General features: G+C 30.0%; 22 protein-coding genes. 8 read left to right on the top strand and 14 right to left on the bottom strand.

Annotated features, from left to right (window positions below):
* The first annotated feature begins 23 nt into the window (after positions 1–23).
* Both DFQ07_RS00720 and DFQ07_RS00715 read left to right on the top strand, forming a co-directional pair.
* Entirely contained in the window at positions 24–584 is a 561-nt protein-coding gene (locus DFQ07_RS00720; RefSeq protein WP_133534373.1) for a hypothetical protein, read from the top strand.
* A gap of 50 nt (positions 585–634) precedes the next feature.
* Positions 635–1003: a cupin domain-containing protein gene (locus DFQ07_RS00715; RefSeq protein WP_133534372.1), complete on the top strand. Its 369-nt coding sequence runs from the start codon at positions 635–637 to the stop codon at positions 1001–1003.
* Here DFQ07_RS00715 and DFQ07_RS00710 read toward each other — a convergent pair.
* Positions 980–1660: a ZIP family metal transporter gene (locus DFQ07_RS00710; RefSeq protein WP_133534371.1), complete on the bottom strand. Its 681-nt coding sequence runs from the start codon at positions 1658–1660 to the stop codon at positions 980–982. The two genes, DFQ07_RS00715 and DFQ07_RS00710, sit on opposite strands and share 24 nt — an antisense overlap.
* A complete protein-coding gene (locus tag DFQ07_RS00705; RefSeq protein ID WP_133534370.1) occupies positions 1657–2385 on the bottom strand; it encodes a class I SAM-dependent methyltransferase in 729 nt (242 codons plus the stop codon). Before DFQ07_RS00705 ends, DFQ07_RS00710 begins: the two co-directional genes overlap by 4 nt.
* Positions 2386–2497: 112 nt before the next feature.
* Here DFQ07_RS00705 and DFQ07_RS00700 point away from each other — a divergent pair, with 112 nt between their 5' ends.
* Positions 2498–3679: a THUMP domain-containing class I SAM-dependent RNA methyltransferase gene (locus DFQ07_RS00700; RefSeq protein WP_133534369.1), complete on the top strand. Its 1182-nt coding sequence runs from the start codon at positions 2498–2500 to the stop codon at positions 3677–3679.
* Between the two features lie 201 nt (positions 3680–3880).
* Here DFQ07_RS00700 and DFQ07_RS00695 read toward each other — a convergent pair whose 3' ends face one another.
* From DFQ07_RS00695 to DFQ07_RS00645, 12 genes are all read right to left on the bottom strand, one after another.
* Positions 3881–4315: a MarR family winged helix-turn-helix transcriptional regulator gene (locus DFQ07_RS00695; RefSeq protein WP_133534368.1), complete on the bottom strand. Its 435-nt coding sequence runs from the start codon at positions 4313–4315 to the stop codon at positions 3881–3883.
* A 146-nt stretch (positions 4316–4461) separates the two neighbouring features.
* Positions 4462–5769, bottom strand: a complete 1308-nt coding sequence (locus tag DFQ07_RS00690; RefSeq protein WP_133534367.1) for a serine hydrolase — start codon at positions 5767–5769, stop codon at positions 4462–4464.
* Positions 5770–7209: a serine hydrolase gene (locus DFQ07_RS00685; RefSeq protein ID WP_133534366.1), complete on the bottom strand. Its 1440-nt coding sequence runs from the start codon at positions 7207–7209 to the stop codon at positions 5770–5772.
* Between the two features lies 1 nt (position 7210).
* Positions 7211–7423: a MarR family winged helix-turn-helix transcriptional regulator gene (locus DFQ07_RS00680; RefSeq protein WP_133534365.1), complete on the bottom strand. Its 213-nt coding sequence runs from the start codon at positions 7421–7423 to the stop codon at positions 7211–7213.
* Positions 7398–7571 (bottom strand): hypothetical protein, encoded by a 174-nt coding sequence (locus DFQ07_RS15450; protein ID WP_166627690.1) that lies wholly within the window; start codon positions 7569–7571, stop codon positions 7398–7400. The genes DFQ07_RS00680 and DFQ07_RS15450 overlap by 26 nt, the downstream gene beginning before the upstream one ends.
* 282 nt (positions 7572–7853) lie before the next feature.
* The gene (locus DFQ07_RS00675; RefSeq protein WP_133534364.1) at positions 7854–8429 is read right to left on the bottom strand and encodes a FecR domain-containing protein; all 576 of its coding nucleotides are present in this window, start codon (positions 8427–8429) and stop codon (positions 7854–7856) included.
* 283 nt (positions 8430–8712) lie between these two features.
* A complete protein-coding gene (locus tag DFQ07_RS00670) occupies positions 8713–8985 on the bottom strand; it encodes a DUF4242 domain-containing protein (protein WP_133534363.1) in 273 nt (90 codons plus the stop codon).
* Positions 8986–9208: 223 nt separating this feature from the next.
* A complete protein-coding gene (locus tag DFQ07_RS00665) occupies positions 9209–9979 on the bottom strand; it encodes a pentapeptide repeat-containing protein (protein WP_133534362.1) in 771 nt (256 codons plus the stop codon).
* A 120-nt stretch (positions 9980–10099) separates the two neighbouring features.
* On the bottom strand, positions 10100–10372 hold the full coding sequence (locus DFQ07_RS00660; protein ID WP_133534361.1) for an HU family DNA-binding protein: 273 nt from the start codon (positions 10370–10372) through the stop codon (positions 10100–10102).
* Positions 10373–10558: 186 nt separating this feature from the next.
* Positions 10559–11503: a methionyl-tRNA formyltransferase gene (gene fmt, locus DFQ07_RS00655; protein ID WP_208107658.1), complete on the bottom strand. Its 945-nt coding sequence runs from the start codon at positions 11501–11503 to the stop codon at positions 10559–10561.
* Positions 11504–13390 carry a RecQ family ATP-dependent DNA helicase gene (locus tag DFQ07_RS00650; protein WP_133534360.1) on the bottom strand — a complete coding sequence of 629 codons (1887 nt, stop codon included), beginning with the start codon at positions 13388–13390 and terminating at the stop codon, positions 11504–11506.
* Complete coding sequence (locus tag DFQ07_RS00645) at positions 13383–13925, bottom strand: AAA family ATPase (protein WP_133534359.1); 543 nt, start codon at positions 13923–13925, stop codon at positions 13383–13385. The genes DFQ07_RS00650 and DFQ07_RS00645 overlap by 8 nt, the downstream gene beginning before the upstream one ends.
* Positions 13926–14042: 117 nt before the next feature.
* Here DFQ07_RS00645 and DFQ07_RS00640 point away from each other — a divergent pair, with 117 nt between their 5' ends.
* The 5 genes from DFQ07_RS00640 (at position 14043) to DFQ07_RS00620 (ending at position 19209) form a co-directional block, all read left to right on the top strand.
* On the top strand, positions 14043–14324 hold the full coding sequence (locus DFQ07_RS00640; protein WP_133534358.1) for a DUF493 family protein: 282 nt from the start codon (positions 14043–14045) through the stop codon (positions 14322–14324).
* Between the two features lie 9 nt (positions 14325–14333).
* The gene (locus DFQ07_RS00635) at positions 14334–15935 is read left to right on the top strand and encodes a peptidylprolyl isomerase (RefSeq protein WP_133534357.1); all 1602 of its coding nucleotides are present in this window, start codon (positions 14334–14336) and stop codon (positions 15933–15935) included.
* Between the two features lie 5 nt (positions 15936–15940).
* On the top strand, positions 15941–16801 hold the full coding sequence (locus DFQ07_RS00630) for a hypothetical protein (RefSeq protein WP_133534356.1): 861 nt from the start codon (positions 15941–15943) through the stop codon (positions 16799–16801).
* Positions 16764–18155 (top strand): peptidylprolyl isomerase, encoded by a 1392-nt coding sequence (locus tag DFQ07_RS00625; protein WP_243743906.1) that lies wholly within the window; start codon positions 16764–16766, stop codon positions 18153–18155. Before DFQ07_RS00630 ends, DFQ07_RS00625 begins: the two co-directional genes overlap by 38 nt.
* A 100-nt stretch (positions 18156–18255) precedes the next feature.
* Positions 18256–19209: an AAA family ATPase gene (locus DFQ07_RS00620; RefSeq protein WP_133534355.1), complete on the top strand. Its 954-nt coding sequence runs from the start codon at positions 18256–18258 to the stop codon at positions 19207–19209.
* The last annotated feature ends 1 nt before the right edge of the window (position 19210 follow it).

Below are 19210 nucleotides of genomic sequence, written 5' to 3'. Positions count from 1 at the left end.
GTTTTAAATATAAAAGAAGATCAATGAGAAAATTAATGAAACCTTTAGCAATTGCTGTAATGTCAATCATGTTTGTACAATGTGGAAATAGTAAATTTGATATTGCGAAAGGAAAAGTTGGAAAGTTGACAACCAAAACAACTGTGCAAGAGATTGATGATATTTTCAAACAAGATTCAGTTGTTAAAATTTTAAGTGAAGGAGCTAAAGGAAATAACTTTTTCCAAGAAGACGATCAATATTTAGTGTATGAAAAGGGAGGGAAACACTTATTAACAATAACTCCAAAAGAACAGTTAGATTCTACTTCAACGATTAAAAGTATTGAGGTTTTTGACGATCGTTTTAAAACAAAAACAGGATTAAACATCAAATCTACGTTTCAAGAAATTAATGCGAATAATAAAGTAAGCAAAGTTGAATCGTCATTTTCATCAGCAACTTTATTTATTGATGATTTAAATGCAACTATTACGATTGATAATGAAGATTTAGGGTTGAAAGATTTTAGTACACAAAAAGTAACTGTTGAGCAAATTCCAGACTTAGCAAAAATAAAATCATTTACCATTTGGTTTAACTAAAACATACGAGGCCGAAACATTTGTTTCGGCTTTTTAATTTATAAAATAGTATGAATAAAAAATATACAATTCAAAAGACTCCATTTGTAGTACCAACAACTGATGGAAAATTAATAGAAGAGCATTTTGGAAATGCTACGAATGGGAGTTCAAAAGTAAGTATTGCCCATATGATTGCGCCTCCAGGATGGAGTGAACCTTTTCAAACTCCAGAATTTGAGGAGTATACTTATATTATTAAAGGGAGAAAACAATTCAATATTGATGATGAAATTGTCGTATTAGAAGCAGGGCAATCTATCAAAATTGAAAAAAATGTGCGAATTCAATATTCAAATCCATTTACAGAGCCTTGTGAGTACTTAGCTGTTTGTTTGCCTGCTTTTTCAATAGATTTAGTGCATAGAGAAGATAGTTAATAAAACTCCTAAAATAATAGCTGCAAATTTTTTGTAGTTAAACTTATGATTTTCGGTACTTTCAAAAAGAATGATAGTAGAGATGTGTAAAAACACCCCGATAATTAATGCTGTAATTTCTGTATGATATTGTGAAATAACAGGAGCTTTGTCTGAAACTAAAATTCCCAAAGGACTCATCAAAGCAAATACTGTTAAAAACAAAAAGATGTTTTGTTTCGAGTAGTTTGCATGTAGTAAAAAAGAGGTTAATACGATAGCGATCGGAATTTTATGCACAATAATTGCCCATAATAAATTGTCATTTGCATGATGAATTGGCAATCCTTCAGAAAAAGCATGAATACACAAACTTACAAACAATAACCAAGGAAATTTAGAGGCATCTGTATGTATATGAATATGTCCATGTTCTGCACCTTTTGAGAACGACTCTAATACTGATTGAATAATAATTCCAACTAAAATTAATATTCCTATAAGTTCTGTGTTATCGGTGTGATGATATACTTCGGGTAATAAATGTAAGATGGTTACCGAGAGCAAATAAGCCCCACTAAAGGCTAATAATAAACGAACAAAGGTATTGCTAGGTTTTAGTAAAAAAACTATGAGAGTGCCTACTAAAACAGCTAAAATTAATAAGGTGTAACTCATTTTGCAACAATAATTAAACGGTCAGACGATTGTGAATTGAAGTCGTGTAGGTTATAATCGCCAAAAACATGCATAATTTTTAAGTTAGCTTGTTCAAAATACGATTGAAGCTTTTCTAAAGTTAAAAATTTTACACGCTCAGTATACGAATGTGATTTTCCTTCAGCAGTAAAAGAAATGTGTTTTAAAATAAAACCATCTTTAATTTCCTTTTGAATATGGAATTCAATATCGTCAATAGTTTTTATTTCTTCTTTAATTAGAGTATTTTTTACTTTTTCAACATTTAAGAAATCTAAGACAAAAACACCATTTTTTTTTAATCCGTTTTTAATACTTTTTAAAACAGCAATATCTTCATTATCATCTTCAAAATAACCAAAACTAGTAAACAAGTTAAATACCGCATCATATTTGTTTTCTATAGGTTTACGCATGTCCCAAACCTCGAAATGAAGTGTGTCATTTTCAAATTGTTTTGCAAAAGCGATACTATTCTCACTTAAATCACCGCCTACAACATCATATCCTAACGAGTTTAAATAGACCGCATGACGTCCTTTTCCGCAGGGTAAATCAGCAATACGGCTCAATTTTGGTAATCGCAAAAAAGAAGTGATGTTTCGCATAAAAAACTGCGCATCGGCATCGTTTCTATGCTTGTATAAAATATGATAGTATGGCGTGTTAAACCAAGAAGTAAACCAATCTGTTGTTGTATTCATAACTATAAGAACAGCAAAAGTACGGAAAACTTATGTTTTTTAGATTCAAAGTAGAAAAGATTCATAACAACACAAAATTAGCTGTACTTTTGCAGTGAAATTTTACAGTTACATGGAAAAAGATTTTAAAATGACTGCTATTACCATGGCAGGTTTAGAAGGAGTTTTAGCAGATGAGTTACGCCAATTAGGAGCGATGGAAGTGAAAGAAGGGATTAGAAGCGTTGCTTTTAGAGGTGATAAAGGTTTTATGTATAAAGCTAATATTGCTTTACGTACAGCTATTCGTATTTTAAAACCAATAAAACTCAGTAAAATTTTTGACGAAGAAGATTTATATGAAGCTATTCAACGTGTAAAATGGGAACGTTTTTTAGATGTTGATGGTACTTTTGCTATTGGAGCAGTAGTAAACTCTAAAAACTTTACGTCAAATTCTCATTACATTAGTTTAAAATCGAAGGATGCCATTGCCGATTATTTTATGCATAAGTATAAAAAGCGTCCGAATGTAGATTTAAAATACCCTGATGTAAAAGTTCATATTCACATACAGAAAGAATGGTTAACCATTTCGTTAGATTCTTCAGGTGAATCCTTACATAAACGTGGATATCGTAGTGCTACGAATATTGCACCAATTAATGAAGTGTTGGCAGCAGGATTGTTGTTGCTTTCAGGATATAAAGGAGAAGAGAATTTTATCGATCCGATGTGTGGTTCGGGAACCATTTTGATTGAAGCAGCAATGATTGCGAATCAGATTCCTGCAAATATTAATCGTAAGCATTTTGCTTTTGAAAACTGGAAGGATTATGATGAAGATCTGTATTTTGTTATTCAAGATTCGTTATTAAAGAAAATACGAAGTTCTCATTTTAAAATTATGGGCTTTGATAAAGCTCCATCGGCTGTTAGAAAAGCGCAACAAAACATTATCAATGCAAACTTAGATGAGTTTATAGGAGTACATCACGTAAACTTCTTCAATTCAAAAAAAGAAGTGTTTGGTAAAACAACGATTTTATTCAACCCACCTTATGGTGAGCGTTTAAATATTGATGTAGAAGAGTTTTACAGAAAAATAGGAGACACGTTAAAGAATAACTATCCAAATTCAACAGCGTGGTTAATCACTTCAGATATTCAAGCTTTAAAACATGTGGGATTACGAACTTCTAAAAGAATACCACTGAAGAATGCCGATTTAGATTGTCGTTTTGTAAAATACGAATTGTACGAAGGTAGTAAGAAAGAAAAAAAGAATTCCTCTTTTAATGATGAGGAAGAATAATAAAAAAACTCCGCTTTAAAGCGGAGTTTTTGTTAGTACGAATTATTTTTATTAAATAACTCGCATAACTTCTCTTTTTCATTTATTTTCCCAGAGTTTATTTCTAAACTTTTCTGACGATTTTCCATAGCTTTTTTAATTTCAAACCTTTAAATGATCTGGGTTTATTCTTTGTACAAGAAAAAGATTAAGTTCTTCACTTTAAGAATTACAATTTTTAGTTATTTTTTGCAAAGTTTTGTACAATTGCTCTAACTCTTCTTCTGAAATAGTGTTAAGGGCTGTTTCTCTATTTATTTGTATTACAGGTCTAAGCTTTTTTATAGTTATTTTTCCTTTTTCAGTAATTTCTAGTTTAGCTTTTCGTTTGTCTTGATTATCAGTTGTTTTAATTAGGTAATCTTTCTTTATCATTAATTTTACGATACGTGTCATTGATGCGTAGTCTTTAAAAACTAAATCGGCAATTTCAGTTTGAGTTTTATCATTACTTTCAAGTAGCAACAAAATTAATGCCTGGTCTACAGTAATATCAGGAACAATTTGTGAGATATTATGTTGGCTTAGTTTACGATATGCTTTTATGGTTTCCTCAATAGAGTATAGTACAGTAGTCGTAGGAGTATTAAATTTCATAGTATTAAAAATGTAAAGCAAATATATAAATTTATTTGATATATCAAGTATTTTTTAAAGAAAAAAATATGAAGTTTGAATGAACTAACAAGAAGCAACAAAATGTTGTCGTTTAGAGTTAAGCATAACTTATAGCAGATTAGGTTTTATGAATTGTTTTTCTTTTTAACTTCTGGAACTCCAGCTTTTCTAATTATAATTTGAGTGATTTTTCCTTTTTTGTTCTTAATAAATTCAACGGTTCTATCATTGTTATCAGAACGAAAAAACTTCACATCCGATTCTGGTAATAATTCATATTCATAGTTGTCGTAGTATAGCTTTTCATTCTTTTTAAGAATTGTAATATTTTCATATTTCCCTGCATACTCATTATATATTACAGGATCAACATTAACTAGTTGATGTTTGTATGGAAGTTCAACAGGTTTGTCGAAAACAATTGCTGCAAGTGCGTAGGCTATTAAATACGAAGGAGATTGATTGTTAGATAAAACAGTAATGAAAATATCATCATCTGTATATTTGTTAAAAGAAGTCATAGCTCCATAGAAACCTCCATCATGGGCAATTAATGTATGATTTTGATTATAGAAAGGATTGATTATTAGACCAAATCCAAAATCTTGGTCATTGTATGATGTAAATACTTTCTTTTTAGAAGCTTCATTAAGTAAAATAGTACTGTCAAACAATGCTTTATTCCAAAGATATAAATCTTCTACAGTAGAGTAAATTCCATCGTGTCCAATATTAAAATTCCAGTTTATGTATGGGTTTTTTATGAGTTTATTGTCTTTTTTATAGTAGGTTTTAGCAGATTTTAAAACAATTGAATCATTGGTGCTTACACCTGTATTATACATTTTAGCTTTATCAAATAGATTTGTTTTAAGATATGTTGCATATGACTGATTAGAAACTTTTTCGATAATACGAGCAAGTAAATAATACCCAATATTACTGTATAATGTATTGGTTTCTGGTTTAAACAATAATGGTTTTTGCATGATATAATTTGCTACAGAATCTTTATTTAAAGATGTTTTGGCAAGATATAACTCGTCGTAATCCATTTGAAATCCAGCATTATGAGTCAACATTATTTTTACTGTTATCTGGTCTCCTTTAGGAAAATCAGGATAGTATTTAACAAGTTTATCGTTGAGTGACATTTTCCCTTTTTCGATTAACTGCATAATGGCAACAGCTGTAAATTGTTTTGAAACGGAGGCTAAACTAAATTTAGTATCTATTGTATTTGTTGTTTTCCATTCATAATCGGCTAATCCGTATGCTTTTTTTAATAAAATAGCATCATTTTTTGTAACCAATACTGTTCCTGAAAAATTATTTATACTTGCTTGAGCATCCATATAATTTTCTAAAGCCAACTTTTTTTGAGTAAAGGTGTGCGTTGTAATTAACATGAATAGAATTGATATGTATTTCATTTAATTGCAATTTGAAAGTTTTAATGTTTTTAGTTTCTCCACTGCATTCGTATTTTCAGGGTTTAGGTCTAAGCTTTTTTGATAATTTTCGATAGCTTTTTTTGTTTGTCCGTCATTCATATAGGCTTCTCCTATAGAGTCATAAGCATTATACGATTTAGGAAAAGAGAATACTTCTAGTGTAAATAAATCGATAGCTTTTTTATAAAAACCTCTTTTTATCATATCATAGCCTTTAGTATTTAAGTCAATTTCAGAAATTTTAAATTTTGATTGTCTTATTAAAGACTTAGCTTCTTCTAAGTTTTTATTTAGGCAAGTTTTAATTACTTTTTTTGTGAAAAAGTAATTTTCTAGTTTTGGAGTGTTTCCAGAAATAGTTTTTTCTATAAAATAACGAGCATCTAAAAAGCCTTTATCAGCGTCTTTATTTGTTAGAATTACAACTGAATAACTTTTTTGTTTATAAACACGCCATTCATTACCTACCCCATAATGGCCTCCAGAATGTCCAAATATAGTACCCTCTTCTGGATTTGGAAATTGCATTCCGTAACCATAATGACTGTCTTTCTTTAGGGGAGTGGTAAATAGGCTAGTGTATTCTTTGTTAAGGAGTTTATAGTCTTGTAAAGCCTGAGAAAATTGATACAGATCATCTATGGTGGTATATCCTCCTCCATGAGCACCACCTCTTACAGGGTATGTATGAACATTTATTTTAAGTTTGTTGGGATAAACTTCAGAGGTAGTATAGCCCTCTGCAGCATTGTCGATGGGGTGATCCAAATCATAATTTCCAGTGTTCTTCATCGAAGCAATCGAGTAAATATTGTTTTCTAAATAGTTATTGTATTTCATACCAGATACAACTTCAATTATTCTACCGAGTATCAGGTAATTTGTGTTACGGTATGAAAATATTTCACCAGGTTTAGATTCCATTGGTTCATTTTCATAAAGAGAACTAAAGTTATTTGTAAATCTATATAGATCTTTCGATCCCTCAATAAAGGCTTTTCTAGCAAAAAAATGAGGTAACCCACTTGTATGTGTTAAAAGATGAGCAATAGTCACTGAATCTCTAGCAGTTTTATTTGGATAGCTTGGAAGATAGTCACCTATTTTGTCTGTTAATTTTATTTTTTTTTGCTGTATTAACTGTAATATAGCAACTGCGGTAAATGATTTACCAATTGAACCTTGATTAAATTTTGTATCTGTTCTATTTTTAATTTTATGACCTATATGAGCAAAACCGTATGCCTTTTTGAATAAAATACTATCATTTTTGGAAATTAAAACAGCTCCACTAAATCCATTTAAAGAATCTAAATAGTTAGCAATTTGAGTTATTTTTGAATATTTTAAAGTATTAGATTTCTTCTTAGCACAAGAAAAAATGATTACAAGTGCTAGTAAATAGGTTAATTTCTTCATTTTAAGAATTACAATTTTTAGTTATTTTTTTTAAGGTTTTATATAGTTGTTCTACTTCTTTACTAGAAACACTATTTAGGGCAATTTCTCTATTTCTTTGTATTATAGGTTTAAGCTTTTGGATAATAACTTTTCCTTTTTCAGTAACTTCTAGTTTAGCTTTTCGTTTGTCTTGATTATCAATTGTTTTATTTAGGTAATCTTTCTTTATCATTACTTTCAAGTAGCAACAAAATTAATGCTTGGTCTACTGTAATATTAGGAACAATTTGTGAGATATTATGTTGGCTTAGTTTACGATATGCTTTTATACTTTCCTCTATATAGTATAGTACAGTAGTCGTAGGAGTATTAAATTTCATAGTGTTAAAAATGTAAAGCAAATATATAATTGTACTTGATATATCAAGTGTTTTTTTTGGAGAAAAATATGTAATTTGAATGAACTAATAAGAAGCAACAAAATATTGTTGTTTTGAATTTAGTAAAACTTATTGCTAATTAGGTTTTATAAGTTTATGAATTCAAGCAAAGAATCCATTATTAAAAGATGAAGAATAATAAAAAAACTCCGCTTTTAAGTGGAGTTTTTGGTTTTTAATAGTTAAGTGATGTAATTGAGTATAATCAATACTTCTAAAGGTCTATTTTTTTAAGTTTTTTAACTCCTTTTTTACTTCTTTACCTACTTTTTTAGAAGTCTTTTTAATCTTTTTGTATATTTTCTTTAAATCCTTGTCTAAGTTTTTTTTCCACTTTTTATACTTGAATTCTGCTTTTCCAATTTTTATACCTTTTTCAGTATTATTAACAAGTGCTTTTTGCCCTTTTTTTACTTCTTTTTCGAGCGTATTTGTTTTTAGTTTAACAATGCCTTTTTCAACTTCAACTTCTAATTCTTCCTCTAAAGATTTAACATTAAATTCAGTACCTATGACCTTAATTTTTCCTTTTTCAGTTTCAATAATAAAAGGAGTATTGCCTTTTCTTACAATATAGAATACTTCCCCTGTTTGTTTTATTGTTCTTTCATTAAAATCTTGATCAAATTCTATAGAACTATTATTGTTTAACAAAGCAATTGAATTGTCAGGTAGGTGTACAGCTTTAAAGGAATTGAGAGTACTTTTTTTGATTGTTGATCCTTTACAAGATACTAGTAAAGATATAAATATGGTTAATGATACTAAGATTCTTCTTATTAATATATTTTTATTCATGTTTATCAGTTAATTAATTGGCTATATCATTATTTTAAGATGTTAGTCAATGTTGGTCGAGAGAGGTTTAAATCTATTAATAGCGAAGTTATCAAAATCAGGATAAATACCAATTGTAAATTATAAATAATAAAAGTTTTTACAATAGTACTTATAAGGTATTGCTTGTGGTTGTTTAAAATTAAAATGAAATAAAAGAATATGAATTTTAAAACAAAATCCTCGTAAAATAAACAAGGATTTTATTAATAATTTAATAAGATAATGTGTTAATTAATATGCTTTATTCAGCTGTAATAGGATCTATAATAGTTGAAACTTTATTAATTTTATTTATAGGAAATCCACCCTTTTCAGCGTGTTCACGAATCTTCGATTCGTTAGGAGCATTATAAATACAGTATATTTTATTATCTGTAACATAACTATGAACCCATTGTATTTTTGGGCCTAGTTCATCCAATACATCACAAGAAGTCTGCGAAATTTCTTTTAATTGGTCAGAAGTTAATTCACCAGCTCCTGAAAGTTCTCGTTCAATAACATACTTTGGCATAATCTTAAAATTTAGTTCCTACTCGTTTGGTTTTTCGGATTTACCCCGTTTTTAAATGGTTTCTGGACTCCATTTGTAGTTGTTGGTTTTTGAGGGTAAGAAGTTGAATACTAAGTTAGTGTAATTAATTTTATGGAGCAACTTAAATTTTAAAAACCAAAAACTCGGAATATACATTCCGAGTTTTATTTTATTATAGTTTTAAGAGAAAAGTTTTTTACGGTTATTTTTTAATCAAATATTTATTAAAGCTTTTTCCGTTTATTTTGGTGTATTTTGAATCGATATCGAAGGCAACTTCCATATTAGTAATATCAAATTCGCCTGATACTTTGGTATATTTAATATTTAAATCTTCTTCAAATTTTACATTTCTAAACGATACACCATCTTTAAACTCAGTATATTTAAAAATAGCACTTTCGTTAAAAACTGAGTTTTCAAAACTTACAAAACGTTTAAAGTTAGCATATTTAAAGGTAGAAGGTTCTTCGAATAAAGTATTTTTAAAAGAAATATCTCTGTCAAATTTTGCGTATTTAAAAGTAGAATTCCCTTTAAATTTAGTATTAGAAAAGTCAGTGTTTTTTTCGAAGTCAGAATATTTAAACATGGCCTTTTGCTCAAAAGTACAATCTCTAAATATGACTATATCTTCAAAATTAGCTACAAAAGTATATCCACTTTTTTCATCAGGAATATAAGCTAACACATCATCGTTAAAAACACAATTTACAAACGAAACTTTATTGGTGATTTGTTTCTCAATAGTATTAGATCCACCATTATTCCACCAACGTTTTCTTGTTGGTAATTTGGGGAGAGCTTCTTCCATAAAAGTAAAATCTAATGTTCCTTTAATAGTAGCGTTAGAAATTTCTACTGCCTTTCCGTTTTTAACATCTCTCATAATGTCAGAAGCATTTACGGTTTTTTGAGCAAAAGCAGTTGAAAAGCAAAATAAAAGAGCAATTGCGGTAACTATATTTTTCATTGTATAATTGTTTTAAGTTCTATATAATAGACAACAATCATATATTTTTTGTGACACTTAGGTATAAAAAAACAGCATTTAGCTGTCTAAATGCTGTTGTAATATGTTTCGAGGAAAATATTAGTTTACTGAATCGCTTAAACCAGCACCAGCTTTAAACTTAACTACATTTTTAGCAGCAATTTTGATTTCTTTTCCAGTTTGAGGATTTCTACCAGTTCTAGCAGCTCTCTTAGAAACAGACCAAGTTCCCCACCCAACTAAAGCAACTTTATCACCTTTCTTTAAAGTTTTTGTTACGTTAGCAGTTAAAGAATCTAATGCAGCTTTAGCAGCAGCTTTTGAAATTCCTGCATCAGCAGCCATCGCATCGATTAAATCTGATTTGTTCATAATTTTAATAGATTTTAAAAATTAATTAATATTTTTTGCTTCAATAGCTCAACAAATATAGACGGAATGCGGTATTGTGCAAGATTTGCTCCCAAAAAAACACTCTTTTGTTAATAAGTTATGTAGAATTGTTAATAACCCTTATTATTTTTTTGTTGAAAACGCTAAAACCTTATAAACAAAGGGCTACAGCATTTTAGCTCCTTTTTCAAATTGAAAACCATTTAATAAACTTTGAGTATCCATTAATTTTTTTCCAGAAATTTTAATTTGAAGGATGTTTAGGTAACCGTCTGTAACTGCTATTTTTAACTCTTTTTTACTTGTGATAATTGTACCAATTTCTAAAGTGTGTGAAGAGCATTCTTTAGATACTTCATAAATTTTAGCAGAAACTTCATCATTACCATTCATAATTGTTGTCCATGCAGCAGGATATGGATTTAATCCACGAATATGATTGTATATAGCGTCTAAAGATTTAGACCAATCTATTTTACAATTATGAGGGTATAGTTTTGGTGCTGATTTTTCTTCCAATTCTGGTTGTTTGGTAGTGGTTACATTTCCTTTTGCAATTAAGTCGACAGTTTCAGCAACCAAACCAGCTCCTAAATACATTAGTTTGTCATGTAATTCACCAACGATTTCGTCTTCTTTAATATCAATTTCTTTCTGTAAGATAATTTCACCCGTATCAATTTTATCATCAATAAAGAAAGTCGTAACACCTGTTTTGGTTTCACCATTAATGATTGCCCAGTTAATAGGAGCTGCTCCACGATATTCTGGTAATAACGAAGCGTGTAGATTAAAGGTACCATATTCAGGCATTGCCCAAACTGATTTCGGTAACATTCTAAATGCCACAACTATTTGCAAATTGGCATTCCACTTTTTTAATTCTTCTTGAAATTCTTCACTTTTTAAATTTTTAGGTTGAAGAATAGGTAAGTTTTGAGACAACGCATATTTTTTTACTGCAGATTGATTTAGCTTACGACCTCTACCAGCAGGTTTGTCTGCAGCAGTAATAACCCCTACGACATTATAATCATTTTCTACCAAGTGTTGTAGAATAGTAGCAGCAAAATCAGGGGTTCCCATAAAAACAATGCGTAAATCTCTCATTTATATTAAATAGTATTTGTTGTTATTTGTGTGTATTTTTTCTTCAGCAAGTAGCTTACGCAAAAGTATTAAAATGTTCGCTTCTTTTTCGTTTAGGATTGCACAGATTTCGGGAATAGTGTAGCTTTTTTCATTCTCAAATACAGATAATAGATCTTGTACACTTACGCTCGTTGTTGCTTTTTTCTGTAAGCATACATCACACATTCCACAATTTTGGGTGTTATTTTCACCAAAATAGGAGAGTAGTTGTACGCTTCTGCAAACAGCATCATTTTGAATAAATTGAAGTAAATCGTTGTTTTTTTGCTCTTTCTGTTTAATATAGTACTGAATGTTTACTGAAATTCGGTTAATGGTTTTATCATCTTCTCTAGGTAGCAAAAAGAAAAGCTCTGAATTATTAGTTGATTTTGTATATGTAATCAATTCTTCTTGGGCTAATTTTTCTAACATATCAATGACAAACCATGAAGTAGTGCCTAGTTTTTTAGCAATATAAAATTCATCAATTTTTACAGGACTTTCAAAGATACCACCATACATGCGTAAAACTTGTTGAACGAAATTTTTGAGCTTTTTGTGTTGGTGTGTTTGAGAAATTACTTGTTTACTTGATGCAAGAAACTGAACGGTAGATTTCTGTTGGAAATTATGATTGAGTTCTATAATTCCGTTATTGGTTAGTATTTGAAGTGCGTTAAAGGTTTTGTTAGGGATAAAACCATATTTACTACAAAAGTCTAAAAAGTTGAAGTCAAAAGATGATTCGATTAATTCTCCTTTGGCAATTTGAAAATGTTGATATAGTTTTTGATGAACAACTTTTATTTCATTAACACTAGGAAGTGATTTTTTTAGCAACTCGCTACTTAAAGAAATATCACTATTATTTGTTAATACTACAGAAAAAGACTTAGATCCATCACGTCCACCACGACCAGCTTCCTGAATATAATTTTCAATTGAAGAAGGTAAGTTGATGTGTACAACCACACGAACATTCGGTTTGTCAATTCCCATTCCAAAGGCATTGGTTGCAACTATGATGGGTGTTTTTTCTTGCATCCAATTATCAAAAGTCATTTTTTTTTCTACGGAAGACAATCCACCATGGTAAAATGAACTTTTAAATCCTTGAGCATTTAAGTAACTACTTATTTCCTTCGTTTTGCTGCGAGTGTTCACATATACAATAGCAGGAGCTTTCGTTTTGGTGAAAATTTGATTGAGTTTACCAAGTTTATCATCTGTTTGAAAAATTTGATAGGCTAAATTCTTGCGATAAAATGATTGTTTGAAAACTGTTGGATTTTTTAACTCAAGTGAACTAGCAATATCAGAAATTACTTTTTGAGTAGCGGTGGCTGTTAAAGCAATAATCGTAGCTGAAGGTTGTAATTCTTTTAAAACGGTGATGTTTTGATAGGATGGACGAAAATCATGTCCCCATTCAGAAATACAATGAGCCTCATCAATTGCAATTAAATTGACATTTAATTGTTTAATTTTCTCTTGAATAAAACGTGATTGTAATCGCTCAGGAGAAATGTATAAAAATTTGGTGTTACCAAATCTGACATTATCAAAAAGAGTAATGATTTCGTCTTGACTACTTCCAGAAGGAATCAGGGTAGCTTTTATACCTTTATCAGTAAGGTTGCTTACTTGATCTTGCATTAAAGCAATTAAAGGAGAAACGACGATACAAACACCTTCTTTTACTAAAGCTGGTATTTGAAAACAAATAGACTTTCCACCTCCAGTAGGAAGTAAAGCAATTGCATTGTTCCCCGCTAAAATCTCAGTAATTATTTCTTGTTGAGGCTCTCTAAACGAGTTAAACCCCCAGTAATGTTTTAATATTTGCAGCGATTTATCATACATTGTGTTTTAACGAATGTAAGATAAAGTCACAGCGTTCATGTATTGCTCCAAAAGGAACATCAATAATATTATACCCTATTTCTTCGTAGGCTTCTTTTAAAAAGGTGTCAATTTTAACAGACTGTTCAAAAGTTTCGTAACGTTCGTTATCAGATTTATAGATAGCCTCCCAAGGAGCACACATAAATACTCTTGTATAGATATATTTATAGCTTTTTTTTATGAAAATATCAGGATAATCAGACCCTAAGTAATTCATGTAAGCATGTACGTCTGGAATTCCTCTATCAAAAAAAACTATTTCAGCATCACTTTGATGAGCATCTAAATATTGTTGCTCTCTTCCTTCTAATAGAAGCTGACTAAATAGTAAAGGTTGTTCTAAAAAAAGTTGATCTATTCCATCTTTTTGAGCTTTTAGAGTTACTTCTCTTGAAATCTCAGGCATACATTCATATCCACGGTTGATAAATTCTCTTAAAATTGAGGATTTACCAGTACCAGGACCACCTATTAAAACTATTTTTTGTTGCATGGGGCAAAAATAAAAGTTTCAAGTTATAAATATAATAAATAGTGTAATTTTGTGCTTCATCAATATATATTCCATAATTTTTTGATGAATTTTAATAAAAACAGTAATTATTGAGTTATGCAAGATAGAGAAGCTTTTTACGCAAAATTAAAATCACAGTTAGAAGATACAACAACCTTTCCTGCTAAGTATTTATATAAATTTATTGTTCCAACTGATGGGAATCAAGTACAAGAAGTACAAGATTTGTTTAATGAAGGAGGAGCGGTTATCGATACTAAAAAATCGAAAACAGGAAAGTATGTAAGTGTATCAATACACTTAACAGTTAAAAGTTCTGATGAGGTTATTTCGTATTACAAAAAAGCAGAAGCTATAAAAGGGATTATTTCTTTGTAAATTTATAGCATGAAAAAACTTCTTTTCATATCATTTGTTTGTTGTAGTGTGTTGCCGTCTTTTTCACAGAAAGATCAGGAGTTATTTAGTATAAACAATGTTCCTGTTATGGTTTCAGAGTTTAAGCAAGTGTATGAAAAGAACCTACCTATAGTAGAAGACAAAGAGTCTAAAGATATTGATAACTACCTTGAGTTGTTTATCAACTATAAGCTAAAGGTAAAAGAAGCATATGACTTAAAGTTAGATACGGTTAAAGCTTATCAGCAAGAATTTGAAGGTTATAAGCAACAATTAATAGCTCCATACCTGTACGATGAAGAAACTTTAAACGAGTTAGTACAGCAGGCTTATAATCGTACTAGAAAAGAGGTTAAAGCTAGTCATGTTTTAATACGCTACCCTAGTAATGGAATAGCAGTTGATACTCTGTTTTTATTAGAGAAAATTACTCGAATTAGACAACGTATTGTTTCTGGAGAAGATTTTGATGTAGTAGCTAGGGAAGTATCAGAAGACCCTTCTGCAAGAGTTAACGGAGGTAATTTAGGATATTTTTCAGCCTTTGCTATGTTATATCCGTTAGAAGAAGCTGCATATAAAACTCAACTAGGAGAAATATCAGAGCCATTTAAAACAAAATTTGGAGTTCATATTCTAAAAGTTACAGGTATTAGACAATCTAGAGGAGAGTTTGATGTAGCTCATATCTTGGTTAAGAATTCAACGAAGAGTCGATTGAAGATAGATTCAATATATCAAAAACTACAATCGGGAGCGTCTTTTGAAGAAATGGCAATTAAGTATTCAGATGATTTTGGTTCGGCTAAAGTTGGAGGTAAGTTACCTAGGTTTGGTACAGGGGAAATGGTAGAGGAGTTTGAAAATAGTGTTAGATCTTTAACTAAAGAGGGAGAGTATAGCAAGCCTTTTAAAACTAAATATGGATGGCATATTGTTAAGTTATTAAAAAACTATCCGGTTGCTTCTTTTGAAGAAATGCAAGATGAATTGAGGAGAAAGGTAAAAAGGTCTAAAAGAGCAAGCATATCAAATCAAATAGTATTAAAAAAGCTCAAAGAGAAATATCAAATTAAAGAATATCCTAAAGCGTTAGAAATTTTCACAAAGAATAAGAGAGAAGCAGTAAAAGAGAATGAATTGAATGCTGTAGTACTTTCTATAAACGAAAAAAAGTTTTTACAAAAAGATTTTCTAAAGTATATCAAGCTCAAAAAACAGGCTAGTATTCAACGTTTGTTTGAAGAATTTAAAAATATAGAACTCGTAAATTATTTTAAAGAGCAATTAGCAAATACTGATCCAGTATATAAGAGTACGCTACAAGAATACAGAGAAGGGTTGTTGTTGTTTGATTTGATGCAAGAGAAAATTTGGAATAAAGCATCACAAGATACTTTGGGGGTAAAAGCATACTATCGTTCAAATCAAGTAAAGTATGGTAAAGAATTTGATAAAGTAAGAGGAAAGGTGATGAGTGATTACCAAGATGAATTAGAAAAAGAATGGATAAAAAACTTAAGAAAGAATAATACTGTTGTGGTAAAAGAACGAGTTTTGAGGAAATTAAAGAGAACATATAATCAGTAATTAAAGTGAAAAAATATAGCTTAATAATAGTATTATTAATTATTGCTTCTTCATGTGATTTAGTCAGTTTAAAGACAAAAAAGACTAGAGATGATAAACCAATAGCAACAGTATATAACAAGCATTTGTATATGAAAGATATAGAGGTGTTATTACCTAAGAATCTTTCGTCAAAAGACAGTTTAGTCGTTGTTAAAGGACTTATCAACTCTTGGGCTAAACAAGAATTATTATACATAAAAGCAGAAGAGAATATCTCTGAAGTAAATAGTGAAGAGATTCAGAATTTGGTAAATGATTATAGAAAGAGTTTGTATATTAATGGCTATAAAGAACGGTTGATAAAGCAGCAACTAGATACTATTGTTACTGAGGAAGAAATAGCATTATATTACGAAGAAAATAAAGAAAATTTTAAGGTAAGCGAAGAACTTGTACAATTTGAATATGTACATTTTGGGAAAAACTTTTTAGATAAAAAAGAGACCATTGCGCAATTCAAATCGGATAAAGAAGAAGATAAAGAAGATTTAGAAAGGCATTTACTAAATTTTAAATCGTATCGTTTACAAGATTCGACATGGGTAACTTTTGATTATTTAAAGAAAAAAATACCGCCTTTACGTACTGAAACTAAGGAAAATTTGTTAAAAATATCAAAATTCATACAAAAAGAAGATAGTTTAGGAGTATATTTGGTCGCTGTAAAAAATGTGTTGCCACAAAACGCTACGGCTCCATTAAGCTATGTAAGTCTTAGAATAAAGCAGATTATTTTACATAAAAGAAAACTAGAATTAATACGAGATATTGAAAAAAAGCTGATAAATGATGCAATTCAAAACAAAAATTTTAAAGAATACTAGTATAGTATTTACTTTCTTTCTAGCAAGTTTAACAACCTTAAATGCACAAAACTCTGAACAAACTGCTAAAATTGACGGTGTTGCTGTTGTTGTGGGTAAAAACATTGTTTTAGATTCAGATATAGACAAGTTTAAACAAGAGGTTGAGTTAAGAAGTGAAGGGAAAGTGAAAATTTCTGATTGCGAAATGCTTGAGGAGTTAATGCAACAAAAATTATTAGCTCACCATGCGATTATTGATAGTGTTACGATATCTCAATCTGAAATAGATAGTAGAGTACAAAGAAGTATAGCCTTTTTTACAAATGAATATGGAAGTGAAGAAAAAGTAGTAGCTGCTTATGGGTTTAATGATATTGAAGATTTGAAAAAAGAGCTAGGTAATGTTCAAAAAGAAAATCTTTTAATAGAAAAAGAACAACAGAAAATCACAGAAGATATTGATGTGACTCCAGAGGAAATACGAGTGTATTTTAAAGGATTGCAAGATAAGAAAGAGCTTCCAGAAATTCCAGCAGAAGTTCAGTTAGAGCAAATTGTATTAAAGGCTGAACCAACGAAAGAAGAAGAAGAGCGTGTTCTCAATAAGCTTAAAGAAATTAAAAAAGAAGTAGAAAATGGGGCAAGCTTTAAATTAAAAGCGATTATTAATTCTGATGACCCGAGTGTAGCCCAAAATGGAGGTAACATGGGGATAATAACTAAAGAAACAGGATTTGTAAAAGAATTTAAAGAGGCTGCTTTTTCGTTAGATGAAGGACAAATATCTGAACCATTCAAATCACCTTTTGGGTACCATATTGTTTATTTAAGTAAGATTAGAGGAAATGGACGTGAAGTATCTCATATTTTAATTCAGCCTGAAATTTCTGATGAAAAACTTAAAGAAACAAAAGAAGAAATAGAGAAAATAGTAGCCGATATAAAAGAAGGAAAAATAACTTTTGAAGAGGCAGCAAAAAAATATTCTGAAGACGAAGAGACAAAGAATAGTGGAGGGCTGTTAGTAAATCCTTATACACAAGAAACTACTTTTGAGTTGACAAGAATGCCACCAGATTTATTTGCTAGAATTAGTGAATTAAAAAAAGGTGATTTATCGGATGTTTTTTATGATGAGACACGAGAAGGAGAAAAAATGTATAAAGTAATCTTCTTAAAAGATAAGACAGAAAATCATACTGCTGATTTGGTGAAGGATTATGTTAGAATGCAGCAATTTGCTTTAGCTAAGAAAAAAGAAGAAGAAGTGACGAAATGGACAAAGCAAAAAATAGAAGAAACTTACATAAAATTAGGTAACGATTATAAGAAATGTACTTTCAAAAAAGATTGGAAGAAAGAAAGTAAGTAAGAAGTAATAAATTTAGTATATTGTGATTCCCGCGAAAGCGGGAATTTCGTTTTATAAAAGTTTGTAATTAAAGAATTTTTGAACAAAGAAAATTTAATATATGTCTGACGTAACAGCAGTAAATACTCTAGTTAAAAAGTATAGCCAACTACAACAAGAAATAGGAAAAATTATTGTCGGACAGCACGAAGCTGTAAATTATACATTATTGTCTATTTTTTGTGGAGGTCATTCACTTTTAATAGGAGTTCCAGGTTTGGCTAAAACCTTATTAGTGAATACTATTTCAAGTGCTTTAGGGTTGAATTTTAATCGAATTCAGTTTACCCCAGATTTAATGCCTTCTGATATTTTAGGTAGTGAAATATTAGATGAAACACGTCATTTTAAATTTATAAAGGGACCTATTTTTTCCAATATTATTTTAGCGGATGAAATTAACCGAACACCGCCTAAAACGCAAGCAGCTTTATTAGAAGCTATGCAAGAAAAGTCGGTAACTGTGGCAGGCCACCATTATAAACTAGATTTACCGTTTTTTGTATTAGCAACACAAAATCCAATTGAACAAGAAGGAACATATCCGTTACCAGAAGCTCAGTTAGATCGTTTCATGTTCTCTATCAATTTAGAGTATCCAAGTTTTGAAGAAGAAGTGCAGGTAGTAAAGAATACAACTTCTACAGTAGATCAAACAGTAGATGCAATTTTTTCTTCTGAAGAAATTATAGCAATTCAAAAATTGATTCGTAAAGTTCCTGTAGCGGATAATGTGATTGAATATGCTGTTAATTTGGTTGGAAAAACGCGTCCTAAATCTGAGAAAGCAACAGAATTGATTAAAAAATATATTGATTGGGGTGCAGGTCCAAGAGCCTCTCAAAACTTAATTTTAGCGGCCAAAGCACACGCTGCAGTTAATGGAAAATATTCTCCTGATATTGAAGATGTGCAAGCGGTAGCTATTCCAATTTTATCACACAGGATTGTGAAAAATTATAAGGCAGAAGCAGAAGGAATCACAGTAAAAGAAATTATAAACTCTCTATTTTAAA

The sequence above is a fragment of the Tenacibaculum caenipelagi genome, from assembly GCF_004363005.1.
Taxonomy (GTDB): Bacteria; Bacteroidota; Bacteroidia; order Flavobacteriales; family Flavobacteriaceae; genus Polaribacter; species Polaribacter caenipelagi.
This window is presented reverse-complemented; position numbering and strand designations above follow the sequence as displayed.

Coding starts and splice junctions, on each gene's coding strand:
- DFQ07_RS00665 (WP_133534362.1), bottom strand. CDS start 9,979: ATGAAAAATATAGTTACCGCAATTGCTCTTTTATTTTGCTTTTCAACT.
- DFQ07_RS00635 (WP_133534357.1), top strand. CDS start 14,334: ATGAAAAAACTTCTTTTCATATCATTTGTTTGTTGTAGTGTGTTGCCG.
- DFQ07_RS00720 (WP_133534373.1), top strand. CDS start 24: ATGAGAAAATTAATGAAACCTTTAGCAATTGCTGTAATGTCAATCATG.
- DFQ07_RS00625 (WP_243743906.1), top strand. CDS start 16,764: ATGATGCAATTCAAAACAAAAATTTTAAAGAATACTAGTATAGTATTT.
- DFQ07_RS00705 (WP_133534370.1), bottom strand. CDS start 2,385: ATGAATACAACAACAGATTGGTTTACTTCTTGGTTTAACACGCCATAC.
- DFQ07_RS00690 (WP_133534367.1), bottom strand. CDS start 5,769: ATGAAATACATATCAATTCTATTCATGTTAATTACAACGCACACCTTT.
- DFQ07_RS15450 (WP_166627690.1), bottom strand. CDS start 7,571: ATGAAATTTAATACTCCTACGACTACTGTACTATACTATATAGAGGAA.
- DFQ07_RS00675 (WP_133534364.1), bottom strand. CDS start 8,429: ATGAATAAAAATATATTAATAAGAAGAATCTTAGTATCATTAACCATA.
- DFQ07_RS00640 (WP_133534358.1), top strand. CDS start 14,043: ATGCAAGATAGAGAAGCTTTTTACGCAAAATTAAAATCACAGTTAGAA.
- DFQ07_RS00645 (WP_133534359.1), bottom strand. CDS start 13,925: ATGCAACAAAAAATAGTTTTAATAGGTGGTCCTGGTACTGGTAAATCC.
- DFQ07_RS00685 (WP_133534366.1), bottom strand. CDS start 7,209: ATGAAGAAATTAACCTATTTACTAGCACTTGTAATCATTTTTTCTTGT.
- DFQ07_RS00715 (WP_133534372.1), top strand. CDS start 635: ATGAATAAAAAATATACAATTCAAAAGACTCCATTTGTAGTACCAACA.
- DFQ07_RS00670 (WP_133534363.1), bottom strand. CDS start 8,985: ATGCCAAAGTATGTTATTGAACGAGAACTTTCAGGAGCTGGTGAATTA.
- DFQ07_RS00710 (WP_133534371.1), bottom strand. CDS start 1,660: ATGAGTTACACCTTATTAATTTTAGCTGTTTTAGTAGGCACTCTCATA.
- DFQ07_RS00650 (WP_133534360.1), bottom strand. CDS start 13,390: ATGTATGATAAATCGCTGCAAATATTAAAACATTACTGGGGGTTTAAC.
- fmt (WP_208107658.1), bottom strand. CDS start 11,503: ATGAGAGATTTACGCATTGTTTTTATGGGAACCCCTGATTTTGCTGCT.
- DFQ07_RS00700 (WP_133534369.1), top strand. CDS start 2,498: ATGGAAAAAGATTTTAAAATGACTGCTATTACCATGGCAGGTTTAGAA.
- DFQ07_RS00680 (WP_133534365.1), bottom strand. CDS start 7,423: ATGATAAAGAAAGATTACCTAAATAAAACAATTGATAATCAAGACAAA.
- DFQ07_RS00695 (WP_133534368.1), bottom strand. CDS start 4,315: ATGAAATTTAATACTCCTACGACTACTGTACTATACTCTATTGAGGAA.
- DFQ07_RS00660 (WP_133534361.1), bottom strand. CDS start 10,372: ATGAACAAATCAGATTTAATCGATGCGATGGCTGCTGATGCAGGAATT.
- DFQ07_RS00620 (WP_133534355.1), top strand. CDS start 18,256: ATGTCTGACGTAACAGCAGTAAATACTCTAGTTAAAAAGTATAGCCAA.